The sequence below is a fragment of the Singulisphaera sp. GP187 genome (assembly GCF_900129635.1).
Taxonomy (GTDB): Bacteria; Planctomycetota; Planctomycetia; order Isosphaerales; family Isosphaeraceae; genus Singulisphaera.
In genome coordinates, this window is sequence record NZ_FSRB01000001.1 from 3,409,169 (window position 1) to 3,436,110 (window position 26,942).

The following is a 26,942-nucleotide window of genomic DNA, read 5'->3' on the forward strand; positions in this document are numbered from 1 at the left end:
CGCGGGGATGTAAAGGCCGCTGGGTGCCACGGGTTGGACTCACAATAGTGTCCGGGATTGACCTTCATCAAATCTTCGCTTGCGCTTTTGGTTACGGTCGGCCACAGTATTCGTCATGGCGGCCAAGAAACCACCCCTGGTTGACACTCCCCCTTCCCAGCGACCTGAACGGGTCGGGGCACCGGGGTGGCTCTCTCGTGATTTGCCCATCTGGCCCGATCAAGTGGTCGGGGCCAAGCACATCCATTCGATCGAACGGCTCATCGCACAACTTCGCGACCAGGACCCCCATGGCAACCGCGACCTCTTCCTCGACGACGTCTTCGTTGCCATGCTCCTGGCCTTCTTCAACCCCACTCTGCGGACCCTCAGGACGAGCGAGGATTTCAGCCAAACCCGACAAGCCCAAAAATTCCTCTCGATCCAGAAACTCTGCAAAAGCACCCTCTCCGACTTCAATAAGTTGGCCGACCACACTCGCTTGCAGCCGATCCTCGATCAGCTCCGACGCAACGTTCTCAAGCCCAGTCCCAACCCGAACCAGGCCGCCGATCCCCTGAGCTCGCTTCACCGCCAGGTCCTCGCCGTCGATGGCACCTTCCTTCATGCCGCCGCCTCAGTGGCCTGGAGCGTCCGCCGCCGCGGCGGCAAGACCGGCGCTCGCCTCGACTTCCATGTCGATGCCCAAACCTGGCTCCCCGAGCTGATCGTCGTCCCCGAGGCCGGCCAGAGCGAGGCGACCACCGCCGCGTACTCCATCACCCCCGGGGCGATCCATCTCTACGACCGGGGGATCTTCAGCTTCAAGCTGATCAAGGCCCACGTAGAACCGGCGGCGGATTTCGTGATGCGGTTCCGGAAACCCGGAGAACGCACCCCCAACCTCGAGACGACCGAGACGAGGGAACTCACCCAAGAGGCCCGCGACGCGGACGTCATCTCCGATCGACTGGTCCGTTTTCCCGGCTCGACGCATCGCAAACCGCTGGGCATCGTCCTTCGCGAAGTGGTCAGCGTCCCCAAGGATGACCCCGAGAATCCGGTCTACCTCTTGACGACCCTGCTCGAGCCTGACGCATCAATCATCGGAGTATTATATCGTCATAGATGGCAAGTTGAACTGTTTTTCCGCTGGCTGAAAAGCTACGCCCGGTTCGATCATCTGATCAGTCACAGCCGCGAGGGTGTGCTGTTGAGCTTCTACGTCGCCGTGATCGGCGTCACGCTCATGTGCATCCATACAGGAAATCGCCCCAGCAAGTATATGTTTAGCCTGCTGGGAATGGTGGCCAACGGAACGGCGACGATGGACGAGATCATGCCGATCCTTCGCGAGCGGGAGCGTCAGTGCCAATTACAGCGTGACCGCGTTGCGCGGAAGCGTGCCGAAAAACCCAAATAAGCGATCAGGGCCCGTCCACGCGCTGCGGACGAGGTCATGCCGCGGCATGCGCCGGGATCGCCCTCCAAACCGAAGGAGGCGGCTGCAAGGCTGTTCAAATCGAATTATTCTGGGATGTCCTGACGAAAAGCCTCCTCGCCATCAGGAATCCCGGACACTATTGTGAGTACAACCCGTGGCACCCAGCGCAGCGGAGTAAGCGGTTACAGATTGACGATCCGAGATACCGAGCGTAACCCGATCGCTTACTCCGCTGCGCTGCGAGAACGTCCTCGCTCCGAGTGCGATTGGCGTCGGCAACGGGCTCGGGTAAGCTGGGCGAAGCGGTCGGCTCGATGTTGAGGGGCACTACTCATGATCGAGGTGTTCGGGGGGTACGACAGGACCTGCGCCGGGGTGAGCCGACGGAGCATCCTTCGCGCCGGGGGGCTCGCACTGGCCGGGTTGACCGGGTTTCCACGCCTTGCCAGCGCAAGTGGCCTCGACCGGAGCAACGAGACGGCCGTCATTCAGGTGATCCTCGATGGCGGGCCGTCCCAGATCGAGACCTACGACCCGAAACCCAATGCACCGGCCGAGTTCCGCGGCGAGTTCCGGGCGATTCCGACCGCGGTCCCCGGGATCGCTTTCTGCGAGCTCTTTCCACGCCAGGCGCGGGTGATGGACAAGCTGGCGATTTTACGAAGCCTGCACCACACGACCTCCGACCACTCGGGCGGAACGCATTGGGTCATGACAGGGTATCCGTCCAGCGACGCGACCCCGCGCGGCAACGAGCGGCCGAGTTCCGGTTCGATCGCGGCCCGGGTGCTCGGGGCGCGACGGCCGGGGCTGCCGGCTTACGCCGGGATCCCGCGAACGCCTCGGTTCGGGCAGGCCGCGTATCTCGGCCCCGGCTTCAATCCGTTCTCGCTCGATGGCGACCCGGCCACAACGGCCAAAGTCGCGAACCTGGCGCCCCCCGAGGGCCTCTCGCTCGACCGGCTCGACGACCGCCGCGACTTGCTCGCCAAGCTCGACCGGCTCGACCGTCGCCGCGATGCCTCGGGGATGATGGAAGGGATCGACCGGTTCACGGCCGAGGCCTACGCAATGGTCACCGGACCGGCCGCGCGTCGGGCCTTCGACCTGTCTCGCGAAGAATCAAAGATACGCGACCGCTACGGCCGGACCTCGATCGGTCAGGCTTGCTTACTCGCCCGCCGGCTGGTCGAGGCCGGGGTCACCTTCGTGACGGTCACGGACGGGGGCTGGGATCACCACTCCCAGGTTGCCGCCCAGTGCCGTAAGCAGCTTCCGCCGCTCGACGCGGCGATCGCCAGCCTGGTTGAGGACCTCCACGATCGCGGTCTCGACCAGAACGTGCTGCTCGTCGTCTGGGGCGAATTCGGCCGCACACCGCGAGTGAACGGGACGGGCGGACGCGACCACTGGCCCGGCTGCATGAGTGCTCTCATTGCGGGAGGCGGGCTCAGAACCGGACAAGCCGTGGGAGCAACCAACGCGAAGGGGGAGGCGCCGACGGATCGCCCCTTGCGTCCCGAAGACCTGCTCCGTACAGTTTATCACGTCCTCGGTATCGATCCCGCCGCGGAGTTCCCCAACGAAGCCGGCCGTCCCCTGGCGGTTCTCAATCAGGGCCAGCCCATCGCCGAACTCCTCCGCGGATAAGCCGCGCCCGCCATCTTCATCGTTTGCCTGCGCTCTTACCTGCCATCAACGGATGCCCGTTGATACGATGCCAAGGCCCCTGCCCTCGAGAGCGGCCATGACCACCCCCCTCCGTTCCGCGACTCTGATCGTCCTGCTGTTCGGGATGCTCGGATCCCCAAGGCCGGTCCATGCCCAGTGGCCCCAGGCCAAACTCAACAGCCTCTCTCGACTCGGCGGCCGCGTCGGCGAGTCGGTCGACGTCACGCTCAACGGAACCGACCTCGAAGGGGTCCATACCCTCTGGTTCGATCATCCCGGGCTCCGGGCGTTCCATCTCAAAGGAGCGACGTTTCGGGTCGTCGCCGCGCCCGGCACCCCGGTCGGCCACCACGACCTCCGCGCCGTCGGCAGCTACGGAGTGACCAATCCCCGCACGTTCGTTCTGGGTGACCGGCCCGAGTCGGTGGAGACCGAGCCCAATAACGTGGTCAGTCAGGCCAACGTCATCGCACTTAATTCGGTCATCAACGGCCTGATCACCGCGGCCGATGTCGACGTCTTCGGATTCGACGGCAAGGCGGGCCAGCGGTTGCTGATCGAACTGACCGCCGAACGGCTCGAGAGTCGGCTCGACGCCACGATCCACCTGCTCAACGCCGACGGACGAGTGCTGGCGGAATGCCGCGACGCGCTGGGGGTCGACCCGTTCCTCGACCTGACCTTGCCCGTCGACGGCCGCTACCATATCAAGGTCCACGACGTCGTTTATGGAGGCTCGGCCGACCACTCCTACCGCCTGACCTTGAGCGACGGCCCCCATCTCGACGCGATTCTCCCCACGGTCGCCACGCCCGGCGTTCCCACCTCGTTCACGCTGATCGGGCGCAACCTCGGGGGAACGCCCGCCCCCGACTTGCGGATCGATGGGCGGCCGATCGAACGGAAGACCGTCACGATCACGCCCCCCGCCTCGGGCGAAATCGATCCGTTGGCCCCTTCGCTCCGCTTCTTCCCATCTCCGGCCGCCCCGCGCCGGGGGTTCGAATACGCTATCACGCTGCCGTCGGGAACGTCGAACGCGTTGTTCATCGCCGAGGCCACCGATCCGGTCGTGCTCGAGGCGGAGCCGAACAACGACGACGGTCACGCCCAGCCGGTGACGCTCCCCTGCGACATCTCCGGCAGCTTCGGCGCTCCCAATGACAGCGACATCTACCGATTCCCCGCGCGCAAGGGCGAAGTCTGGTGGATCGAGGCCACGGCGGAGCGACTCGGTTCTCCCGCCGATCCGGCGTTCCTGATCCAGCAGGTCGTCGATAAGGCCCCGCCGAAAGATCTGGGCTCGGCCGAGGACACGCCCGACCAAGGGGGCGGAGCGCGGTTCGGGGTCGGCTCGGTGGATGCCTCGCTCCGCTGGCAGGTTCCCGAGGATGGCACCTACCAGGTGGTCGTCAACGACCTCTACTCCTCGCAACGCGGTGACCCAAGGCTGGTCTACCGGCTCAACATCCGCCCCGAACGCCCCGATTTCCGGCTCTTCGTGGTTCCGGCCAGCGCCACTCTGGTTGACTCGTTGACAATCGCCGCGGGGGGGAGAGCGACCGCGACCGTGGTGGCGTGGCGGACCGATGGCTTTGCCGGCCCGATCCGCGTGGAGGCACGCGACTTGCCGCCCGGCGTGCGCTGCGAGCCCGTGACGATCGCCGCGGGCCAGGTCGTGGCCCCGGTCGTCTTCGAGGCCGAGGAGTCGGCCAAGCCTCGCGTCGGCACCGTCCAGCTCGTCGGACGAAGCCGATTCGGCGACCGCAAGGAGGAGCTCAGTTACTTCTCGGGGGCAACCAAGCTTGGGCCGGACCTCGCTCACCCGGCGATCGCCGGAACCATGATCTGGCCTCCGGGGAATGCAGCGACCCCAACCATGGCCCCCGCGCGAGTGAGTCGTGGGTTCGTCCTGGCCGTGGTCGAAGCCGGCCCGCTGACGCTCACCGCCTCGCCCCAAACCGTCATCGTGGCCCAAGGCCATCAGCTCAACCTGGCCCTGGCGGTGGCGCGACGGAACGCGTTTGCCGAGTCCGTTACCGTCACCGCCGCCGACTTGCCCGCCAACGTCGTCAATGGGACCGCCACCATCGCCAAGACGGAGACGACCGGCACTCTCCCGCTCTTTGTGGCCAAGACCGTCGCGCCCGGCGAATACACGTTCCTCGTTCGAGGCACCGGCCCCTTCCCGTTCAGTAAGGATCCGAACGCGAAGACAAAGTCGAATATCACTCTGAACGAACCCTCGAACGCAATCCGGCTGGTGGTCCGCCCCGCGCCGTTGACCTTGACGGTGAACAATCAAGGGGGAGCCCTCAAACAAGGGGGTACCCTGGAAGTGGACCTGACAATCGCCCGCCTCGGTGGGTTCGCCGACAACCTGACCGTGACCCTCGTCGCCCCCCCTGCCCTGAAGCTTTCGGCCCCGCCGGTGACGATCAGCGCCAGCCAGACGACGGCCAAGTTCGTGGTCCAGGCGGCCGCCGACAGCCCCGTCGGCGCCGGGGCCGGAGTGGCCGTTCGCGCGGTCGCGACGGTCCGGGGAGAGCCGATCGAGGTGGATGAACCGCTGGTCCTGACTCTTGGCAAATAAGGGCGTAAGTCTCACGCCGCTCGCATCCGACAGAGGAGAGAGATCCCAATGCGTTACGCCCTTTGCCTCGTCGCCCTGCTCTTGCTGGCCGCCGACGCTCCCGCCCCTGCCCCCACGCCAATCCCGGTGACGGTCCCGACCCGGACCGAGCCGATCAGCTACGCCAATGATGTTGCTGATATCCTCGCCAACAAATGCGTCGGCTGTCATAGCGCGGCCCTGGCCGAGAGCAAGCTCGACATCGAAGAGGTGGCCGGGATGCTCAAAGGGGGCAAGCATGGCCCCGCGATCGTGCCGGGGAAGGCCGAGGAAAGCCTCCTGTTCAAGATGGCCGCGCATCGGGTCGAACCGGTCATGCCGCCGAAGGACAAGAAGGGCAATGAACCGCTCACGTCCGCCGAGCTCGGCTTGATCAAAGTCTGGATCGACGCGGGCGCCAAGGACGACTCGTCCGAAGAGACGCCCAAAACCATCGAGCTCGGCACCCTGCCGCCGGGTGTCCAGCCGATCGTCGCCGTCGACATGACAGCCAGCGGCGAGCGAGTCGTCGCCGGTCGGGCGAACGTGGTGCAAGTCTACGACGCCGCCTCGGGGCTCGAGATCGCCTCGCTCGGCGGCCACAAAGACATCATCCAGTCGGTCCGGTTCAGCCCCGACGGCAAGCGGCTGGCGGCCGGCAGCTATCAAGTGGTCACGCTCTGGAACGTCCCGAGCGGCGGCCTCGACAAGACGCTTGCCGGGCACACCGAGCCCGTCAAGGCGCTCGCCGTTTCGGGCGAAGGCAAGACCGCCTTCTCCGCCGCCCCCGATAAAACGGTCCGAGTCTGGAACCTGGCCGACGGCAAACTCGTCCGTCAGATGAACGCCCCTGCACCCGTTCAGGCGATTGCGCTTTCGCCCGACGGCAAAACGCTCGCGCTCGGCGGCCAGGACAACAGCGTCCGCCTGATGAATGCCGCCGACGGCAAGCTCACCGCCACTCTGAAGGGGCACACGGGACCTGTCAACGGCCTCGCATACCTCCCCGACGGCACGCGGCTCGCCTCCGCCTCGTCCGACGGCTCCGCGCGGATCTGGACGCTCCCCACCGAAGCCGACCTCCAGGCCGCGAAAACCCCCGACGAGGTCAAGCTCACCGATCCGTTGGTCCTCACAGGCCACAACGGCCCGGTTCAGACCGTGGCCGTGACGCCTGACGGCCAGCTCCTCATCACCGGCGGCGACGATGCGACGGTCCGGTTCTGGACCGTCGCGGATGGCAAGCCGTCGCGGTCGATCGAGGGCCAGCACTCCGGTCCGGTCCTGACCGTCGCCGTCAGCCCCGACGGCAAGACGCTCCTGACGGGTTCGGCCGACAAGAATGCCCGCCTGTTCGACCTCGCCACCGGGACACTCCGCACGACGCTCACCGGCCACAACGGGCCAATCGAAGCGGTCGGCTTTGCCCCCAAGGGCGATCGCGTGGTCACCGCCGGGGGAGACGGTGGCCTCAAGGTCTGGGACACCGCCGACGGCCGTGGCGTGATCGCGTTCGGCCACTCCGCGCCCGACAACGCCGCGATCCAGCCGATCCTCAAGGTCGCCTTCTCGAGTGATGGTTCACTCGTCTCGGCCTCGGCCGACAAGACCTTGAAAACCTGGGCCTTCGAGGGTACTTGGTCCGAGATGAAGCCGCTCACACCACACGTCTTCCGGGTCCTCTCGATCGACTTCAGCCCCGACGGCAAGCTCCTCGCCGCCGGCGGTGGCGAACCGTCGCGGTCGGGCGAGATCAAGATCTGGGACGTCGAGCAGGCCACCCTGGTGCGCGCACTCGACTCGCTCCACTCCGACACCGTCTTCGGCGTCCGGTTCAGCCCCGACGGCACCAAGCTCGCCTCGGGCGCGGCCGACAAGTTCCTCAAGGTCACGAATGTGGCCGACGGCAAGGAGCTGAAATCGTTCGAGGGGCACACCCATCACGTCCTGGCCGTCGACTGGAAGGCCGACGGCGAGGAACTCGTCTCGGGAGGCGCAGATAATGTCATCAAGGTCTGGGATTTTGACTCGGGCGAGCAACTCTTGACGCTTCCGCCGGCCGGCAAGCAAATCACGGCCGTCCGCTGGGTGCCCGGCAAGAGCGAAGTCGCCGGCGCCTCGGGCGACAACCTCGTCCGCTTCTGGAACGTCACCACCAATGCCGAAGCCGCCGCCAAAGGCCAGCGCCGGCGCCGGGTCGGCGGCAGCGGTGCCGTGCTCCGCACCTTCAGTGGCCCGAGCGATTATGTCTTCAGCGTCGCCGTCTCCAAAGACGGCAGCCGCATCGCCGCCGGTGGCGCCGACAGCGTCCTCTTCGTCTGGAACGGCCAGAACGCCCAGGTCATCCGCAAGATCGAGCCCCCCGCACAGCCTGCGGCGACGAAGACCGCCTCCGCCAAGCCCTGACAAAGGTATGATCAATGGACACTGTGGCCAAGGCGCCGGGTGGATAGATCCGGACCACCCGGGTCCGGGCGGAAAACCCGGTAACGTGGCGACAGTGTCTGAAGTCGGTTAGAGCGCCTAACAGTTGGATGGCACGCCATTTGAAAGGAGATCTGAGTTAGGAGGTGGCCGATGACACCCTATTCTCAAGATCTCCGACTGCGGGTCCTCGAGACGATCCAGCGCGGTGACGGGTCGGTACGCCAGATCGCGAAACGGTTCCTGGTCAGTATCTCCTTCGTCACACGCTTGCTCCAACTCCATCGCACGACCGGCTCGGTCGAACCCAGACCGCACGGCGGTGGCAACCCCGCCGTGCTCGGGTCCGAGGACTTGGAACGGCTTCGAGAATTGATCCGCCAGCAACCCGATGCCACACTCGAGGAATGCCGCCAACGACTCGGCCTCTCGTGCTGCCTGATGACCATCTCGCGCGCCTTGAGCCAATTGGGGCTGCCACGCAAGAAGAAGGTGCCCCGTGCCCAGGAGCAGGACCGCCCGGACGTCCAGGAGCAGCGGCGCGAATTCTGCGAGCGACTCGCTGGCGTGGACCCGAAACGCCTGGTTTTCGTGGACGAATGCGGGGCCAACACGGCGATGACCCGGACTTACGGCCGCGCCCCGGTGGGAGAACGCGTCTACTCCACGACGCCCGGGCACTGGGATTCGATCACGCTGACCAGCGGGATGCGCCTCTCCGGGGTGACGGCGACGTTGGCCTTCCCGGGCGCCACCAACACCGACGTGTTCGAGGCCTACGTGGAACAGGTGTTGGTCCCGGAGTTGAAGTCGGGGGACGTGGTGATCTGGGACAATCTCAAGCCGCACCAGTCGGAAGATGCGATCGAGGCCGTCGAGACGGCCGGAGCGGAGGTGGTGCCGTTGCCGCCGTGGAGTCCGGACCTGACACCGATTGAGGAGATGTTTTCGAAGGTCAAGGGTGCGATGAGGTCGGCGGCGGCGCGAACGAAGGAGACGGTCTATGCGGCGTTCGGTTCGGCCTTGCATGACGTCACCCCCGAAAACATCGCCGGATGGTTCCAGGACCGTGCGGCGTATGCTATGCAACTGTGAGGCGCTCTAGCGGGTCCGTTGCAGCCCTGGAGCGACGACCGTTCCTAAGTTCAAGTTTCGCACTTTTCCCAAATGTCAAATTCCGACTTGTAGATTCAATAGGGCTCCAAAAAAAACGTCGGCGTCTCTGTCAGTTTTTGGCAAATTGTTTGGGCCTTACACCGAACAATTTCCCCTGACACAGGACGCCGACCCATGGAACTTACACCCTCCTTCCTCCTCTTGCTACAGCAATTCACACCCGTCTTCACCAATCCCTCCTTCCACACCTTCACCTTGATCGCCTCCGGCTGGATCCTCTCGAATCGCCACCGCTATATTACCGAACTCATCTTCTCCAGCGGCCAGGTTGGCATCGGACATTGGTCACGCTTCCATCGCTTCTTCAGCCATGCCGCTTGGGACCTCGATCACTTCTCGATGTCCCTGGCCAAGCTTGTCGTCTCCATCCTCGCACCGGGCGCCACTTTTTACTGGGCCGTCGACGACACCCTCTGCCGAAAACGCGGACTCACCCTCTACGGCGCCGGCATGCACTACGACCCACTCATCTCCAGTCGAGCCAAAGCTCTCGTCAGTTGGGGACACGACTGGGTCGTCCTCTGCCTGATCGTCGTCCACCCGTTCTGGGCACCGACCAAAGTCTTTGCCTTGCCCATCGCCATGCGGCTCTATGTCAACCGCCAAGGCTTAACCAAGGGCAAAAAGAACCAGAAAAAGAAAAAGGCAAAGCCCGATCCCAATCATCGCACCCGCCCCGAACTCGCGATGGAATTGATCCACTTGGCGGCGGACTGGTTCCCCGACGACGAGATCGTCATCACCGGCGACAGCGCCTATGGGGGCCAGAGCATCCTCGGCCAACTTCCGCCCACGGTCCATCTCATTAGCCATGTCCATCCCAAGGGGGCCCTCTATGAGCCAGCGCCTCCCAAGGAGGAGAAATCCAAAGGGGCGCCCCGCAAGAAAGGCCAGCGCCTCCCCGGCATGAAGGAGTGGGCCGAGGATGCGAATCAACCCTGGACCCCACACGACTTTGACCAGTTCGGGCTCCATGCCAGCTTGGCGGTCAAGACGATCCAGGCCCTCTACTACAAGGCCGGCAAGGACCGACTCCTGACGATCGTCTTGGTGCGTGACCTCCAGGGGAAACGTCCCGATCAGATGTTCTACTGCACCAAGCTCGATTGGACCGTCCCGCAGATTCTCTCGGCCTACTCGTACCGTTGGGCAATCGAATGTACTTTTGAAAATACCAAGCAACTTCTCGGCCTCGAGGATCCCGCCAATCGCCTCCCCAAGGCCATCGAGCGAACCGCGCCGATGGCGTTGTTTCTCTACAGCTTGGTGGTGGTTTGGTTCCACCAGACCGGTCATCGATTTCTTCGTTTTCCGGTCCGCCCGTGGTATCCGAAGAAGCAAGAGGCCTCGTTTGCCGACCTGCTGACGACCTTGAGGCGGGTCAGCTATGAGGAGAAAACCGAGGGAGCGCTATCCAACCGGTATGACCTAAAAGCCTGGATTGCGCAGCTCACCGAGTTTCTCAGCCGCGCGGGCTGAGCCGACATCGGCCGGAGATTTCGGCCCTCACTCGCACTTGATCAAGGGGTCGCCGGGGTCGATAACAGGCCTCGGGCCGCTCCCGATCCGTCCCTGTTTATGCGAAACTTGAACTAAGGTAAGCAATTGGTCTCAGTTTTCTTTGATTTTCTGATAGGTGACCGCGGTGATGCAATCGCCGTTGGGTGCCACGGGTTGTACTCAACCCGTGAACGATAGCCTGGGTTTTTGGATCACGGGTTGGGTACAACCCGTGGCACCCAAGGCTTACGCATATCTCAATACAAAGAAAGTCTAGGTCCGCGCTTGGCCAGGGGCGCAAGCCCCTGGAAGCAAGACGAGAGCAAATCTAAATTTAATGTTGCAGCCCCGAAGTGGCGACCGTCATATGCGAAGGCTGGCTCCGACGGTCACCCCTCCGGGGCTGCAAGGTCGCCGCGCGACTGACGGTCGCGACAGCAGTGTCACGGTTTGCCCTTCTTCGTCCGGCTCTTGCCGCGCGGCTTCTCGCTGGTCGAGGACGCGGTTTCGCCCGGGAACTTCGCGGGGAGGTTGCCGATCCAGACGGAGCCGTCGCCACAGCCGGCCACGAGTTTGCGTCCGTCGGGGGTAAAGAGGAGCTTCAAGACGCCCCCCTCCTTGACGCTATAGGACGCGAGCTGCTTTCCATGGGCGACGTCCCAGAGCAGGATCTTCTTATTGCCCAGTCCGGCGGCGACCCGGCGGCCGTCCGGGGAGACGGCGACGTCGTACACCTGGTCGTCCACACCGTCGAAGTTGCCAAGCTCGCGCCCGCTCTCCGTGTCCCAGAGTCGGACCGACTTATCGTGGCTCCCGGTAACGACCTGGCGACCGTTGGGCGTGAAGGCCACGCAGGCGACGGCCCTGGTGTGCCCTTCGTAGCGGACGACCTCTTGCCCGGTCGTCGTGTCCCAGAGCCGGCCCAAGGAGTCGAAGTCACCGGTCAGGAGCCAGTGGCCGTCGCGGGAGAATGACACGGCCCGGACCTCCCGTCCCGAGACCTTGAGACGAAGGAGCTCGCCCCCTTGTGCCGGGTCCCAGAGTCGCGCAGTGCCGTCCTGGCTGCCGCTGGCCAGGACCTGCCCATCCCGCGATAACGACAGACTGAACACCTCGCCTTTGTGCCCTTGAAGGCGGCCGAGCAACTTTCCATTCTCGGTGTCGAACAGATAGATAAAACCATCCTCGCATCCGACGGCGGCCCGGCGACCGCCGGGCAGGAGCACGACGCTATAAACGGCCCCTCGCACGTTGAGCCGTTGCTGCTCGACCCCCGTGGCAAAGTCCCAGACGCGGGCCGTGTGATCCTTGGCCCCCGCGCCTGTGACCAGCTTCTTACCGTCGGGCGAAAGGGCGAGACCCCAGACCCAGTCGGTATGCCCTTTGATCAGTCGCGGGGCGCCGTCTGGCTCCGACTTTGGGGATTCGGCTTTGGGTTCGGCCGCCGATTGCGCCCAGGCCGGACCGATACCGATGCCGATCCAGACGAGGAAGCCGACAACGCCCCCCAGGCTCGCGCTTCGCGCCAGCCCCGTTCCCCGTGCGGATGCGTCTGATACCGGCTGTCCATCCGCTTGAGATGCGAACCGTTCCCGCATCATAAGATCACCCCTGGGTGTGCAAGTCGAAAAGGTTCATTCTGCTGGATTCAATCTGCGATGGTAATCATGATAGAGTCAGTCCGAGGGCTTGAACACCCCGACACGACCTCCCAATCAAGCAACGCTGCAATCGTTGGCATTGCTTGGGGGCGTCGGGGATGCCGAGATCCGGTTCCGTCCCAGGGCTCGTGGTCCGGATGCCTCGACCCTTCATCGGCGGGCAACATAGGTAAGAACCCGTTATGAGCCGACATCAGTGGCCGATCAGGCTGACCGGGACCATCCTCCTGCTGCTCAGCGGGGCCAGCGGGGCCGACGAGGTGACTGCCCTGAGCCTGAGCGCTCCGCAGATTTGGACCAACCACTGGGCGGTCGGCAACTGGGACCTCTTGGCGGGCGATGCCGACGGCGACGGCCGCGCCGATCTCGTTGCCTTACAAGACGGCGACGGCGCCTCCGAGATCGCGCGGACCTCGGTGTTGGGCAAGCCATTTCACCCGATCCGCGCCCGCCCACCGTTCGGCCGCGCCCCCCGGGCGGCCACGTTCGGCCCATTCACCCGGCCAGGTGCGGCCGACCTCCTCGTCGTTCTCGATGACGGCTCGGTCCAGGTCGCCTCCGGGATGGCCCCGGGGACCAGCCGGTTCACGAGCGATCAGACGGCCGCTCGATTCCCGGCAAGCGAGATCCCCGAGGGCCCCGCCCACGCCTATGCCGCCGACCTTGACGGCGACGGCCACTCCGACATCCTCATCCGGGGGGCGCGTGGCCGGCTCCACGTCTTGATCAACGAGCAGGGCAACAACGGGGCGAGCGTCCGCTTCGCGATCAGGCCGGTCGGCGACCTACTGTCGGCGGTACGCCAACTCGAGGTCGGCCGGTTCGGCGACGATTCGCGGGCCAGCCTCGTCTGGATCGACCAAACCGGCGACCTCCGCCGCGCCCGACTCCGATTCGATGCCGGTGGGCCAATCCGCCTGGAGGACTCCTCCCCGCTGCTCAAGGCCGGGGCCGACGACCGCATGGCCGTGGGCCGGTTTCGGGGCGCGAAGACCGCCGACATCATCCTGGGCCGGCGGCTGCTGGTCGCGGGCGACCCCGCGAACGCGGTCGACTTGCCGGCCCTGCCCGGCCCCGAGCAGGCCCGCGGAGACCTCCGCTGGCGGATGGCCGACGTCGACGGGAATGGACGAGACGACCTCATCCGCCAACGATCCACGTCCGACTCGGGCACGGGCACGGGCCACGACGTGCTTATCCACTTCGCCTCGCTCGCGACTGACCCGGCCCAAGGGTTTCTCAGTTCCGATGGCGACGGCTTGCTGGACGCCTGGAAGTCCGGTGCGGTCCGTCCGGGCGGGCTCGACCTGCCGGCCCTCGGCTGCAAGCCGGGACGCAAGGACTTGATCGTCGAGGTCGAACGGTTCGAGAACGTCGACATCAAGCTGCTCCGCGCGGAGGTTGACGTCACCGTCCGTTACTTCGCGTCACTGCCGGTCAAAAACCGCGACGGCTCGCAGGGCATCGCCCTGCACGCCATTTACCGCGACCCCACCCCGCGCGGCGAGTTCGACGACGTGCTCCGCCGATTCGACGCCCGCTATCCACCGCGGTCCCACCGCGGCGTCGTCCACACCATGTTCTGCGGCGCGCCGGGGGACCCCGGATTCGGGGTGGCGAAGATGATGGGCGACAACGGTCGGTTCACAACCAACCCGCAAGTTCAGGACGTCATGTCGCATGAGCTCGGCCACCAGCTCGGTCTGAACCACGACGGCTTCCAGTCGCACAACAGCCTCACCTACGCCAGCATGATGAGTTATTGCTATCAGAACGGGTTCAACGACCGCCCCGAGGAGAAGCGATTCTCGGACGGTTCGCTGGGAAGGACCGCGCTGAACGAGCGGTGCCTGTCGGAGCGGCTGCCGCTTCCGATCAAGCAGGTCGCGTTCCTCAATGGGCCGCCGTACCACTTCCGGTTGAGACCGGCGGGAAAGGAGACGCTGATCGACTGGAACTGGAACGGCCTTTTTGGCGAGGAAGGGGTGACTGCCGACGTCAACTACAGCCACGGGACTGACGTCGGCCCGCGTTACGAGGTCGGGCGAGCGGCGACCGCCCCGGTACTGGTCACTCACGCACCTGGGGCCAGTGAGCGGCTACTCCTGATCTTCGGACGGCCCGCCCCCGAATCGCCGCGAGCCTCCCCCGACGCGGCCGGACTCGCGCCCGAACGGCCCGGGGAACTGGTGCTCCGGGTCTGGGTCGGGAAGGATCGGGACCAGGATGGTGCGCGGTGGTCGAAGGAGCTGACCGTCGAACAGTCGGGCGTGACGGGCGACCCGTCCGCGGCCTACGCCGGGGGAGCGACATGGGTCGCGTACCCGACCAAAGCGGGAATCCGCCTGCGCCGCGTGGCGCTGGACCCGGCCGGGAATCCCTCGGTCGGTCCCGCGACCGCGATCCCAACGAGTCAAGGAGCAGAGCCCACGCTGGCGGCCCTCGGCAGCCGCCTGGTGCTGCTTCTCTGGAGGTCGCCGGATCAGCCGATTGGGGTCCGAGTGCTGGGGACCGCCGGGGCGTCCCCAACGGTTGGCCGTGAGGAAGCGACGCCGTTGACGAGCCTGGTCCCGGTCGCCGCGACGGCCGGTGCGGTCCGGAAGGGCCTCGCGCCGTTGTGGGTGGCGACCATGGACGGACCGCGAGACGGGGACACGCGGACGTTCATCCACCGACTCGAGGGTCGCCCCGGGAAGGATTTCCGCGTGACGGGCCGCGAACCGATCCCAGGTTCGTTCGCCCCCCACCGGCCGATCCTGCTTTGGGCGCCCGAGCGCGGGTTGGGCCCCGACGGTCGACTGTTCCACTTCGGCGGCGGGACCTACGAGATGGACAACCGAGTCAGCCGGGCCCGTGACCCGTGGGCCCAGCAGATCGTCTCGATGCAGACCGGCGCCCCTGAGTGGGGCGGTGGTTGGCTGCACCGGCGGTACTACACCCAGCCAGGCCAGCCGAGCGAATATTTCATGAGCCGGTCCGCCCCCGGAGTCTGCGGGTTCGGAGGCGACATCGCCTACGCCAACCGCCTGCGCGACGCCGACCCGGCCCGAAACGATACGGTCGTCGTCGGATTCTACGGCAGCGGTGCGCTCCCCGAACCGATGGGTGACTTCGACGACATCGGCTTTCTCAGCGAAGTCGGGCTGGGGCACTCACTCTGGTACGTTGCCCAAGACGACCATTGAATCCGCTTCCTCATGAATCCCAATAAAGAGGAATTCCGATGAAACGGCTGATTCGTCTTGTGCTCGTCACGCTCCCGTGCGTCGCGCTCACGGCCGAGGCCCAATCATTCGCTCCAAACCCGCGTTTCAAGCCGAAGGTTGGAGACCTTTGCCAAGTAGGCGACTTCGATCCGGCGCGTCAAACTTGGAATGATGTCATTGCCGCCAAGGACGAAGCCTCATGGATCAAGTACGCGAATGCCTTTCGCGATAAAGTGACCCTCGCCGAGCTCGACGCCGAAGGCAGCACCACGAAAATCAGGGCGGGGACACGCGTCAAGTTCGTGAGCCACAAGGACCTCGCGACCTCGAAGACTCCTCGAACCGCCGCACGAGTCCGGCTGAACGAAGGTCCCAACAAGGATCGCCTTGTCTGGGTTGAGCGACAGTTTCTATTTCATCCGGCCAAGGTCTCACCCATCGTCCGAGGGATCGGGGACCCGAGAGCCGCGACCCTGCTGAAGTCGGGCCTGAATCTGGAAAAACTCGGCAAAAAGGCGGGGGCGTTGGGTTTTTATCATGAGATCGTCATCCATCACGACGACTCCGATGAGGCGAAGACGGCCACTGAGCGCATCAAGGCGCTCGGCGAAAGGGTCCCCGCTCCCATCAAAGCTCCCGCAAAGCCTTTGTTCCGATTGATGATCTCGGAATCCTCCGGGGAGGAGACGACGATTCCCAAGAATGCCGCGCCCGAACCCGAACCCAGGGCCCAGCAGCACCCATGAGCCCGTTCCAGGAGCATTCACCAATGCCTTTTCGAGTTCTCGTCACTGGCGATCGGGAGTGGGCCTGCCTCGGCATCGCCGAAGCGATTGTGACGCGATTGACCGCTCGGTACGGCCCGGAACTGGTGATCGTCCACGGTGGAGCCAAGGGGGTCGACCTGTCCTTCGAACTCGCGGCCCGCGAGCAGGAACTCGCGACCGAGGTTCACGAGCCGGACTGGGAAAAGCATGGGCGGAAAGCAGGACCGATCCGAAGCCAGGAGATGGTCGACCTCGGCGCCGAGTTGGCAATCGCGGTCCATCGCGACCTGGCGGGGAGCCGAGAAACCAAGGACCGCGTCCGACGTTGCCTCGAGGCGGGGATCCCGGTTTGGTTGATCGACTCGGAGGAGGTCAAACCGAGGCGGGTGACGAAGATTTGAGGGACAAAGGCGGGGAGAACCGAACCGCTCGCCCCCTCCGCCTGCCCGGCCGCCTCGCGGCTTCCGTCCTCACAATCCTCGATCACCTGCACACACAATCATTAACTACCAATGCTTCGTTCAAATTTACAACCGATCATTTGAGACCCTCAATCGCCTGGATCAGGCGGTCGAGCTTCGATTCGATCTCTCCGAGCCTTCGATCGTGGTCACCCAGGCGCTGAGCGATCTCGGATTCGGGCCGTTCACCTGCGGAGCCTGGACTCTTGAGCTCGTCAAGTGATTGGAGAATTCGGTCAAGCTTCGCTCCAGCCGTCCCCGAGGAGTGCTTGCGTATCGCAGCTTCGAAGTTGATGCCCTCGTCGACGAAGACATGATCGGAGTCCGCCGGGGCAACATTGAGTAACCGACCGGACCGGGGATCTTTGCGAGTCAGGCCGAGATCCTCACTGGGGAGAAACCGGCGGAGGTGACCGACGAGCCTCTCCTTGATCTCTCGACGAGACAAACCGGCCACTTGGACATCACCATAAAAACCGAGTGAGATCGTCCCATCAGGGCGTACCACGCGCTCACCGGCGATCGGACGACCCTGGATTGGCTTCAGGACTTCGATGAGCAATCGATCTCCAGGCTGAACCCTGGGTGGCCCGCCGGCAATGGCAAGGGGAACGACCGGTGGCGAGGTATAAATCGGAGTATCGTCCACGAAGACACGGTGGGAATCCTTGGGCTCGACTGGTATCCGCTTAACGTCGTCGGGATTCTCGAGATCGCCCAACTCATCTCTCCAAAGGCCGAGAAAATCATCGGCCAAGAAGTTTCTCAAATAATTCACAAGTTTTGTCTTAATCTCATACCGATTCAATCCGGCCACCTCAAGATCGCCGTAAAACCCCAACGAGATCGTCCCATCAGGACGCACGACACGGTCCCCTGTGATCGGACGTCCTGGCAATGCTTGAAGGACTTCGATCGTCAGAGTATCCCCAGGCTTGACTCGCGCGGGGGGCTGGAGCTTCAACGCGGTTTGCCGACTCGACTGTTCAGCAGCCGCGTGAGGACGTGACACTGGCTTCGGTCGTTCATTTTCGGCCATCACTCGAGGGCCGAAAGCCACCCCCAGGCCGCAGGCGGCAATCGCCCCGAAACCGAGCGCCATCGTCATCAATTTTCTCATCGTCATCTCCTTGATTGCGGATTCGACCAGGATCACGGCGGAGGTCGAGACGATCGCATTTTGCATGGCGACCGCGACGGTGGCATGAGACAACGACTCCGGCACCCCTGGAGGGAGCAAGTTCTCGAGGCCGACGACCAAGGGCGCGAGACCGCGCTGGGCGAGTCGCTCCCGCAGTCGTTTCCGGCCTCGAGCGAGCCGACTCTCGATGGTCCCCACCGGACAGCCAAGCTGCCAGGCCGCGGCCTCGTGGGTCAGGCCCCCCAGATCACAGAGTTCAACCGCGGCTCGGAATGGTCCCGGGAGCCGTTCGACTTCCTCATCGATCGCCGCGAGCAACTCCCGGCGCTCGGCATCGTGAGGCCAGTCCGCCACCGCCGGCTCGCCCCCCGGCCCCCTTTTTTCGCGACGTGATCGCCGTGCTCGCTCGGCTCGCGCTTTGGCGGCCACCCGGCGACTGACCCCATAGAGCCAGCGCCCGAGCGAGTCTTCGACCCGCACCGATCCCGCCTTACGCACCAAGACCAGAAACGTGGCCTGAAAGGCGTCGGCCACATCGTCGGGATCACGCAGTACCCGCCGGCAAACGCCCCAAACCATCGGGCCGTGCCGCGCCACCAACACGGCAAACGCGACCTCGGCCTCAGGCTTGCCGGAGTGATCGTGAAACCGTTCCAACAGTTGAGCGTCGCACGCACTGCCGACCGCTCCGAAGCCGAGCACGGTGCGAAGATGCGGCATCACAGCCGAAGACTCCCTCATCGCCATTGGCCCCTCCCATCCGTTGTCTCACTGAGACATGCCCGATCGGGCTGAAATCCTTCCCGCCGATCGAAAGAATCTGCGCACATCGGGTGGGCGAATCCGTTGAGGTTGAGTCCGAAAGCAATCCGTCCCTGAACAGGACCACGCCTTATCGAGCCTGGAGACTCATCAATCCTGGTGACCAGACCCTCAGCCGGTGGCGGGTTTCATGATCATGCCACGCGGGACGTGCCGAAGGCCGCGCAAGGCACGGCCTTCGCGGCTTGGGGCTGCCTTCAGCATCGCCGAGCCCGGATCGAGATCGGGGGCCGCTACCGTTCGAGGATCAGGACCACCTCGTCATGACTGCCCGAATGGCCTGGAACGTTGACCACAAACGCCGCCTTCATGACCCAGCCGTGATGGGCCTGCTCGTTGAGAGTCGCTTCCATGCTCGCGAAGTTGAGCTTTCCCGAGGCGCTGTGGTCCCGCTGGCCGAGCACCTTGTACTGCTTCGATCCGTCGTCCGGACGGGGAAGATCCGGCCGCCTCAACGAGTCGACGCCCGAAGCTGGGGTCGTCGCCATAGCCGAGGCCGAGGCCGACTCGGTCGCGATTGCGGTCACCGTCGCTGTCGCCGACGCTTCGGGACTCGTCCAGTCCAGCCCCTCGACTCTCAGGGCATCGGGGTGGGCCGGGTTGGCCGACTCGACCCTGGGCGCGGTCGCGGCCCGGACGAGTGTACCGGGGATCGTCAGAATCGCCCCGCAATGGGGGCATTTGGTCTTCCGCCCCGCCATCTCTTCCTTGGATTTCAGAGGCTTGCCGCATTCACAGTTGAATGAGATCGACATCGCGTGGACTCCGAATTTCCGGACGGAGCTGGTCGAGCCCAGTCCGTTTCACTGAACCCGCAATCGCCCCACAAGGCGTTCATACCATGGCAAGTCGCCCAGGCCAAGCGGCACGGACCATAGTTCATCACGAAATTCGCGGCGATCCCCTGGAGGCGGTGCTGCCGGAACCCGGCGCGCTGGTCCAGCGATTCTGCTCTCGCAAGTCAATCGTGATTTCCTGTTGTTTTTCGTTTGTTATCGTCTTGATTCACAACGCGAAACAACGCTAATGGATGGAGGGAGGCGCTTCGAGCACGCTGTCGACGTCGACAGGCCCCCCCATTTCAGATTTCGGTTCGCGACGAGGCAGGGCTCACATCGACCCGAGTTTGAACCGACGAGTGGGGATCCCTCATGAACCGCGTGACGACGCTCGGAACTGGCGGCGGTGCCCCTGGTCTTCTCGGTGCCGGACGAACTGCGCCGAGTCGTGCATTCACGCTGATCGAATTGCTGGTGGTGATCGCGATCATTGGCGTGCTGATCGCGCTTTTGCTGCCCGCCGTGCAGGCGGCCCGCGAGGCGGCGAGGCGGGTGCAATGCGTCAACAACTTGAAGCAGATTGGCATCGGCGTTCACAACTACCACGCCGCCACCAACGCCCTCCCGCCGGGGCGGATCTGGAAGCCGGACGCGTTCGGCTGCGGGCTGAACATCGACGGCCACTGCCAAAATACCCCTTGGTTCATCTTGATGCTTCCCCAGTTCGAGCAACAGCCGCTCTATGACGCCTTCAATTTCAACCTCGGTGCGGAAGGCCAGAACTTCGGGGGGCTCTTTCCGAACAGCACCGTCGTGCGGAATAAGATCGGCCTGTTCCAGTGCCCCAGCGACAGCGCGATGAGCTACCAATTCTCGACCGCCCTCGCGCCGCCGCCGCTCGCCGCATTCAGTCCCGTGGTCTTCACCAAGGGGAATTACGCGGTCAACTGGGGAAACACCCAGTGGGGCCAGCAGTCGGTGACCGTGAACGGAAAAACGATCCCGTTCTTGCCCTCGGCGTTCGGTCACGCCGGCAACCTGACGCTGGGGTCGGTCCTGGACGGCCTGAGCAACACCGTCTTCCTCGGCGAAATCGTCCAGGGGAGCGGCAACGACATTCGCGGCACGATCTGGACGACCACCTCCGGTGCGGGGTCCTACATCACCCGGTTCACCCCCAACCAGTTCACGGATTTTTATCATTCAGGCGCCACCGGGGACGAATTGATCGTCCCCTGGTTCTGCACCGACGAGCCGGGCCGGAAGCTCCCTTGCATCTTCAGCGGTGACATGGCCAGTGGCTTCGCAGGCGCCCGAAGCCGCCACCCTGGAGGGATCAACGCCCTGTACGGCGATGGCTCGGTCCGCTTCGTCAAGGACACGATCAACCCCGCGAATTGGATTTCCCTCAATTCGATCGCGGGGGGCGAGGTGATCGATCCGTAGCCATATCGCCCGACTCTCTTAAGATTTCAACCACGAATGACATAAATCATTGAATTCAAAACACAACTTAATTAATTATTCTATTTATATTTATATCGTAATAGTGGATGCGTGCCGTCCGCGGGCAGGCACCCAAAAGGAGCGAGGCAGGGAATCTGAACCGCTCAGCGAGACCAGCAATCATCCAACCATTTTCGTCCAACCTCCCATCCCTCCCTCACCGAAGGGCCTGGCGATTTGCCCCCCTCTTTCCGACGAACCGCCCTCTAACAATCGGCACAAGAAAGTCATAGAGGCCTCTGGATAACGGGCCGAGCCACCCCCCTTTCCTCGTTTGCGCAGCCAATATGCTGGCAATCCATTGCCAATTTTTGCCAATCGTGGTAGATTCTCGGAATGAGGAGTACCGCCCAATGGATACCATGAACATCGCCCTGCCTGAGTCCCTGAAGACCTTCGTTCAGGAGCGGGTCGCCGTCGGCGGCTATAGCAGCGTGAGTGAGTACATCCGCGAGTTGATTCGAGCGGACCAGAAAAACCGGCTCGAAGAGCGGATTGATACCCTGCTACTCGAGGGCCTCAACTCCGGCGAGGCGATCGAGGTGACGCCGGATTATTGGGAAGCCAAGAAACGGAAACTCGCTGAACGGCTCTCCAAGGCGAACGGGAAGTGACGCCGCGTTACGTTATGCTTCCGGCGGCAGACCAAGACCTCGATAACCTGGCGGCATACCTTACGAAGAAGTAAGTCTTGAGGTCGCCCTTCGTTTTTATGACGCAGCGGCCGAGACATTCACCTTCCTGGCTCGCAATTCGGGCGTCGGGGTACTTCGCAAATCGAAGAATCCGGCCCATACCGAAATCCGCGTTTGGCGTGTGTCCGGCTTCAATAAACACTTGATATTCTATCGTCCGTTTGACGGCGGTGTCGAAATCGTCCGCGTAATTCACGGCCACCGTGATTTAGATTCCGAGTTGGGCCCCGAGAACGGATAGCCAGCCCGTTCCGAAACACTTTTCATCCCCTGTCCTCGTCGCTGTTTCCAACGGCTTGACCACTTCCAGACTTCACCAATCGGGATTGCGAAGCTCGGCGAGAGTGCAGGTATCGAGCAGGCCTTTCATAGAGGGACGTCTCGGCTTGGACATTGGTCACGCGTCAGCTCAAGACCTTCGAAGGATTCTCCCTGGCTGAGGTACTCCTTAAAGCCGGGTCGCTTGCCCGCGAGCTTCGCGAACTCGGCAGCCGAGATGACGACGACGGTGTCGTTTCGTCGCGTGATGGTCTGAGGCCCCTCGGTGAGAGCCAGGTTGACAACCTCGGTGAGGCGATCATGCTTTGCCAATCCTTTACAGATGAGTCATGATGGCTAGACTGTCTCGCTGATTTGGGAGGTGGCCCATGACTTGGAATCTCGCCGAAGCAAAGAATCGCCCTTCACTCCATTCCCGAGACATGGAGAACGCGACCACAAACGACAGATTTAAATTTGCGCAACACTCAATACAACAGCCATGCGTGGGACCTGCTCGACCATGGAGCGGTGGTCTACCTACGTCTACGGCGAAGCCGCGCGTCTGGCCTCGGACGTCTGCGCCGCCTTCCGCATCCTCAGAGCGGCAACGATCGGAGTGTGACAGTCGCGCCGCGGAATCGTCGCTCGACAACCGGCGTTCCAAGGATCGGTAACTGGAGGACGTTTGGGCATCTGGATGAATGGAGCGAGCCCCCTAGCCTGGCTGAACTGAAGCTCGAGCCTCACAGGCGTAGATCCTGCCCCTGACGAAGACGTCCACTCGACGTTCGTCAGGGTCGATGCAAGGGTCACTCGTTAGGTCGTCACCTCCATGCTCCGCTGATGCGACGACGTTGCCGACGATCACCGGAGGCATTGCGGACTTGATTTGCAGCGCTATTCTCGCTAGGTTGCGCAGGCCGGTGGCTGGACTGACTACAGGAGCACACGCCGCAAATGCCCGCCAACCTTCCTCCCCAATACAGCAAAGCCGAGGAGGAGTTTCGCAAGGCGGTGAGCCCGGCGGAGCGGCTGGAAAAGCTCCGCGAGATGTTTCGCCTCCTGCCCAAGCATAAGGGAACGGAAAAGCTTCAGTCCGATCTGAAGCAGAAGATCAGCCGGGCGAAGGATGAGATCGAAGGGGGGAAAGCCGGAGGCAAGAAGGGGGGAGTGAGCCATCGCGTGCCGCGCGAGGGGGCAGGCCAAATCGTCTTGGTGGGTGCTCCCAACGCGGGCAAGAGCGCATTGCTGGCGGCCCTGACCAATGCCAAGCCCGAGGTGGCTCCTTATCCGTTTACCACCCGAGCCCCCTACCCCGGCATCATGTTCTACCAGGATGTCCGGATCCAGCTCGTCGACCTGCCGCCGATCTCGGCCGACTTCTTCGAGCCCTGGGTGCCCAGTCTGATTCGCTCGGCCGACGCCGCGATCCTGGTTGCCGACCTGGGCAGCGACGACGTGGCCGATGATACCGAGGTGGCCCTGGCCCGGCTCGCCTACGTCCATACCGAGCTGGTGGGGACGCTCCCGTTCGACGTCGAGGACGAGACGATCCAGCACGTCAAGACGCTGATGGTCGCCAACAAGACCGACGCCGAGGGGGCCGACGACCGGCTCGACGTGCTGAAAGAATGGTTTGCGCCCAAGTTTCCGATTTTGCCGATCTCCCTCGAGCGGGGGGAGGGCCTGGACGATCTGAGGCTCGCCTCGTACGATTTACTGGGTGTGATGCGGGTTTACACCAAATTGCCCGGCAAGCCGGTCGACCGCACCAAGCCGTTCACCATTCCCATTGGAGGCACGGTCCTCGACTTGGCAAGGGAGATTCATCGCGACTTCGAGCAATCATTGAAATTCGCGAAGGTGTGGGGTACGGGGGTCTTCGAAGGGCAGACGGTCAAACGCGACCATGAGCTCCACGAGGCCGATGTCGTGGAGTTGCACGTCTAGGAACGGGGCGGGTCGGGAATCGACCGTCCAGTTCGACTCGGGTTGGCGAGGGAACGGATCCAATGGGCACGGCCCTGATCGTTGAAGATCACCCTGATCAGGCGGAGATGGTGGCACGACTGCTCCGCCTGTATGACTATGTGCCGATTGTCGCCGAAACTGGCGAGTCGGGGCTCGAGATGGCCCGACGGCTCGACCCGGACGTGGTCCTGCTCGACCTGATGCTTCCGGACATCAACGGGTTCGACGTCTGCCGCCGGCTCCGGAGCGATCGCGCCACGATGTTGACTCCCGTGGTCATGCTCACGGCCTTGGGCGGTTCCGAGAACCGGCTCAGGGGCTTCCGCGTGGGGGCCAACGCTTACCTCACCAAGCCGTACGGGATGCAGGAGCTGTTCGACGCCATCAAGGCCGCACGCGCCTGGCGGGCCGATCTCGAGCTCGAGAAGATGCAAGGGGAAATCCACGTCGAGTTGAACAGCGAGATTACCCTGCTCCAAGACCTGAACGACTTCTTGATGAGCCTCTGCAAGTCGACCCCGCTCGATAACGACCAGGTCATGCAGTTGCGCCAGGCCGTCATGGAGATCGCCCAGAACGCGATTGAATGGGGCAACCGCCACCAGTCGGACCGCCTGGTCAACATCATCTACCGGATCTTCGACGAACGGATCGAGATCGAGGTTCGCGACCAAGGATCCGGGTTCGACCTCAACAACCTGCCCCACGCCGCGATTCCGGACGACCCGTTCTCGCACCTCGACGTCCGCGATAAACTCGGCCTCCGCGCCGGGGGGTTCGGACTCATGATCTGCAAGGGGATGGTCGATGAGTTGCGCTATAATGACGCAGGCAACGAAGTGACCCTGATCAAGCAGTTCAATCCGCGGGATCCCGACTGATGCGACGCTCCGCGCGACGTTTCCAAACGGTCCACCGATGAACCCGACGCTGCCCACCCTCCTGGTCGTCGACGATGAGCCCGAAGTGCTCCGATCGGTCCACGACCTCCTGCGGCTGGACTACCAAGTTCTCACCTGCCGCCGCGGGGCCGACGCCCTCAAAGTCTTGGAGTCGACCGAAGAGATCCACGTCGTGATGTCCGACCAGCGGATGCCCGAGATGTCGGGCGTGGAGCTGCTCCATCAGGCCAGGCTGATCCGCCCCGACGCGACCCGGCTCCTGTTCACCGCCTACGCCGACATCCGCGCCGTCGTTGACGCGATCAACGAGGGAAACATCTTTCGCTATATCGCCAAGCCGTGGGATCCGATCGAGCTCGAGTCGGTGATTCGCCAGGCGGTCGACCAGCACAACCTGATCGTCGAGAAGGCGCGATTGGTCGACCAGTTGCAACTGACCAACCGCCAACTCGTCGAGGCGAACCGCCTCAAGGCCGCGTTCATCGAAGTGGCCAGCCACGAGTTGAACACCCCGGTGGCGGTCGTGCTGGGGATGACCGAGCTCTGGAAGATGTCCCAGGGTCCGAACGCGACTCCCACCGAAAAAGGCTGGGTCGAGCGGATCCAAGGGGCGGGCAAACGCCTTGCGGGCACGGTCGAGCGATTGCTCAAGCTGGTCCGCAGTGGTCAGTTCGGCCACACGCTTTCGCTCGAGCCGACCGTACTCGAGCCGTTGGTTCGCGAAGTCGTCGCGGGCTTGCACCCCTACCTCGAAGCGCGCGGGCAATCCGTGACGCTCGTCCTCGATCCCGAACTCGGCATCGCCCAGGTTGACGCGGCGAAGTTTGCCGACATCTTGACGAACCTCTTGATCAACGCCATCAAGTTCACTCCCGACGGCGGAGCGCTCCGAATCGCGGCCGGCCCCCACGGCCCCGATCAGGTCCGGTTCGAGGTCGCCGACCCCGGTATCGGGATCGAGGAGTCCGATTGCCCGCATCTCTTCGAGCCCTTCTTCACCAGCTTCGACACGATGCACCACTCGTCGGGTGACTATCAGTTCGGCAAGCGAGGGATGGGGCTGGGCCTCTGCCTGGTCAAGACCTTCGTTGAACTCCACGGCGGGACCATCGAGGTCGCGAGCGCGCTCGGGGAAGGCTCCACGTTCGCCTTCATCATCCCGCGCGGCGTTCCGGCCGAGCTCGTCACCTCCGCTCCGGTCTAAGCCTGGCTCATTTTGAGGGATGGGATCCCTGGATCGTCATGAGCCGAGCCGTGTCGCGGAGTCAGCGGTCGAAGGCGGACGCTCGGTGATACCGAACGCCGCCGGTTCACTGAGATCGCCACGCTAGGCGTGTGGCTCGGTCACGTCAGCCCCGGGCCTTGGCTCCGGAGTTTCGGGACAAGGGGGCGCGTGATGGTCCGCTCCCGCTCGCGCTTCGATGTAGCGTCTGAGGTAACTCAGGAAGGTGGGCAGTCCCGCCTTATCCCAGGCCGCCTCGATCGCTTCCTTGAGTCGCTGGTTCTCGGCCTGGAGGTCGCGAAACGCCTGAGCGTCGCTCGAAGCCGGGTCGATCGCCAGCACCTGGTCGTGGGTATTGACCGAGAGCATGAAGCCGGCTTCGTTGGGCCAAGGCTGGATTTGCAGCTTCATATGCGGGTAGCGGAGGTTGCCCAACCGAAGCGCATAGATCGGCGACCCTCCGCCTCCGCCTGCCGCGGAATCCACGCGTTCGAACGGAGCACGCGTCAGGAGCGCCAACGGCTCCACGTCCGAGGGCCACTCCAGGCGACGACGGACCACCTCGGGAGGTGAGCCCGCCGGGTAGGCCTGAACGAGGTAGATCTCCAAGGCTTGTCGGAGGATATCGATCCGCAAGCCTTGAAGTTCGTCTGAAATAGCCGGCTCGCGCGGCTCCATGATCGCTCCCAACGACAGCGAGTCGACCTTCAAAGACAGGAACCAGGCCATCGCGTCGCCACTCA

At 63.7% G+C, this 26,942-nt stretch carries 20 protein-coding genes; 15 read left to right on the forward strand and 5 right to left on the reverse strand.

The window, feature by feature from the left end; translation table 11 throughout:
* The first annotated feature begins 115 nt into the window (after nt 1-115).
* From BUS42_RS13335 to BUS42_RS13360, 6 genes are all read left to right on the forward strand, one after another.
* Nucleotides 116-1,402: an IS4 family transposase gene (locus BUS42_RS13335; RefSeq protein ID WP_254053484.1), complete on the forward strand. Its 1,287-nt coding sequence runs from the start codon at nt 116-118 to the stop codon at nt 1,400-1,402.
* Between the two features lie 354 nt (nt 1,403-1,756).
* Nucleotides 1,757-3,073 carry a DUF1501 domain-containing protein gene (locus BUS42_RS13340; protein ID WP_074307337.1) on the forward strand — a complete coding sequence of 439 codons (1,317 nt, stop codon included), beginning with the start codon at nt 1,757-1,759 and terminating at the stop codon, nt 3,071-3,073.
* Between the two features lie 97 nt (nt 3,074-3,170).
* Complete coding sequence (locus BUS42_RS13345; RefSeq protein WP_074307338.1) at nt 3,171-5,687, forward strand: PPC domain-containing protein; 2,517 nt, start codon at nt 3,171-3,173, stop codon at nt 5,685-5,687.
* A gap of 48 nt (nt 5,688-5,735) precedes the next feature.
* The gene (locus BUS42_RS13350; protein WP_074307339.1) at nt 5,736-8,111 is read left to right on the forward strand and encodes a WD40 domain-containing protein; all 2,376 of its coding nucleotides are present in this window, start codon (nt 5,736-5,738) and stop codon (nt 8,109-8,111) included.
* A gap of 171 nt (nt 8,112-8,282) precedes the next feature.
* Entirely contained in the window at nt 8,283-9,224 is a 942-nt protein-coding gene (locus BUS42_RS13355) for an IS630 family transposase (RefSeq protein ID WP_074307249.1), read from the forward strand.
* A 195-nt stretch (nt 9,225-9,419) separates the two neighbouring features.
* Nucleotides 9,420-10,784 carry an IS701 family transposase gene (locus tag BUS42_RS13360; RefSeq protein ID WP_074304624.1) on the forward strand — a complete coding sequence of 455 codons (1,365 nt, stop codon included), beginning with the start codon at nt 9,420-9,422 and terminating at the stop codon, nt 10,782-10,784.
* A 464-nt stretch (nt 10,785-11,248) separates the two neighbouring features.
* Here BUS42_RS13360 and BUS42_RS13365 read toward each other — a convergent pair whose 3' ends face one another.
* Nucleotides 11,249-12,406, reverse strand: a complete 1,158-nt coding sequence (locus BUS42_RS13365) for a WD40 repeat domain-containing protein (protein ID WP_074307340.1) — start codon at nt 12,404-12,406, stop codon at nt 11,249-11,251.
* Nucleotides 12,407-12,648: 242 nt separating this feature from the next.
* Between BUS42_RS13365 and BUS42_RS13370 the strand changes: the two genes are divergently transcribed.
* From BUS42_RS13370 to BUS42_RS13380, 3 genes are read left to right on the forward strand one after another with little or no spacing between them, the layout of a single operon-like run.
* Nucleotides 12,649-15,651, forward strand: a complete 3,003-nt coding sequence (locus tag BUS42_RS13370; protein WP_074307341.1) for an FG-GAP-like repeat-containing protein — start codon at nt 12,649-12,651, stop codon at nt 15,649-15,651.
* Nucleotides 15,652-15,689: 38 nt separating this feature from the next.
* Nucleotides 15,690-16,418, forward strand: a complete 729-nt coding sequence (locus tag BUS42_RS13375) for a tetratricopeptide repeat protein (RefSeq protein ID WP_074307342.1) — start codon at nt 15,690-15,692, stop codon at nt 16,416-16,418.
* 23 nt (nt 16,419-16,441) lie between these two features.
* Nucleotides 16,442-16,840 (forward strand): DUF2493 domain-containing protein, encoded by a 399-nt coding sequence (locus BUS42_RS13380; RefSeq protein WP_074307343.1) that lies wholly within the window; start codon nt 16,442-16,444, stop codon nt 16,838-16,840.
* 136 nt (nt 16,841-16,976) lie between these two features.
* On the opposite strand, the gene BUS42_RS13385 is transcribed toward BUS42_RS13380, so the two are convergent.
* The gene (locus BUS42_RS13385) at nt 16,977-18,761 is read right to left on the reverse strand and encodes a sigma-70 family RNA polymerase sigma factor (protein ID WP_074307344.1); all 1,785 of its coding nucleotides are present in this window, start codon (nt 18,759-18,761) and stop codon (nt 16,977-16,979) included.
* A 335-nt stretch (nt 18,762-19,096) separates the two neighbouring features.
* On the reverse strand, nt 19,097-19,618 hold the full coding sequence (locus BUS42_RS13390; protein WP_254053485.1) for a DUF4177 domain-containing protein: 522 nt from the start codon (nt 19,616-19,618) through the stop codon (nt 19,097-19,099).
* 396 nt (nt 19,619-20,014) lie between these two features.
* Between BUS42_RS13390 and BUS42_RS13395 the strand changes: the two genes are divergently transcribed.
* From BUS42_RS13395 to BUS42_RS46435, 3 genes are all read left to right on the forward strand, one after another.
* Nucleotides 20,015-21,088 (forward strand): DUF1559 domain-containing protein, encoded by a 1,074-nt coding sequence (locus BUS42_RS13395; RefSeq protein WP_074307345.1) that lies wholly within the window; start codon nt 20,015-20,017, stop codon nt 21,086-21,088.
* Nucleotides 21,089-21,501: 413 nt separating this feature from the next.
* Complete coding sequence (locus BUS42_RS13400; RefSeq protein WP_074307346.1) at nt 21,502-21,762, forward strand: type II toxin-antitoxin system ParD family antitoxin; 261 nt, start codon at nt 21,502-21,504, stop codon at nt 21,760-21,762.
* Nucleotides 21,763-21,817: 55 nt separating this feature from the next.
* Nucleotides 21,818-22,084: a type II toxin-antitoxin system RelE/ParE family toxin gene (locus tag BUS42_RS46435; RefSeq protein WP_083670185.1), complete on the forward strand. Its 267-nt coding sequence runs from the start codon at nt 21,818-21,820 to the stop codon at nt 22,082-22,084.
* A gap of 125 nt (nt 22,085-22,209) precedes the next feature.
* Here the strand turns inward: BUS42_RS46435 and BUS42_RS46440 are convergent, their stop codons facing one another.
* Entirely contained in the window at nt 22,210-22,434 is a 225-nt protein-coding gene (locus BUS42_RS46440; RefSeq protein ID WP_159452221.1) for a type II toxin-antitoxin system prevent-host-death family antitoxin, read from the reverse strand.
* A 627-nt stretch (nt 22,435-23,061) separates the two neighbouring features.
* Between BUS42_RS46440 and BUS42_RS13415 the strand changes: the two genes are divergently transcribed.
* The 3 genes from BUS42_RS13415 to BUS42_RS13425 all read left to right on the forward strand — a co-directional run bounded on the left by BUS42_RS13415 (nt 23,062) and on the right by BUS42_RS13425 (nt 26,181).
* Nucleotides 23,062-24,054, forward strand: coding sequence for a GTPase (locus BUS42_RS13415; RefSeq protein WP_074307348.1), 993 nt, complete (start codon nt 23,062-23,064; stop codon nt 24,052-24,054).
* Between the two features lie 62 nt (nt 24,055-24,116).
* Nucleotides 24,117-24,956, forward strand: coding sequence for a response regulator (locus BUS42_RS13420; protein WP_074307349.1), 840 nt, complete (start codon nt 24,117-24,119; stop codon nt 24,954-24,956).
* A 37-nt stretch (nt 24,957-24,993) separates the two neighbouring features.
* Nucleotides 24,994-26,181, forward strand: a complete 1,188-nt coding sequence (locus tag BUS42_RS13425; RefSeq protein ID WP_074307350.1) for a hybrid sensor histidine kinase/response regulator — start codon at nt 24,994-24,996, stop codon at nt 26,179-26,181.
* Nucleotides 26,182-26,304: 123 nt separating this feature from the next.
* Here BUS42_RS13425 and BUS42_RS13430 read toward each other — a convergent pair whose 3' ends face one another.
* Nucleotides 26,305-26,928 carry a hypothetical protein gene (locus tag BUS42_RS13430; protein ID WP_254053486.1) on the reverse strand — a complete coding sequence of 208 codons (624 nt, stop codon included), beginning with the start codon at nt 26,926-26,928 and terminating at the stop codon, nt 26,305-26,307.
* Between the last annotated feature and the right edge of the window lie 14 nt (nt 26,929-26,942).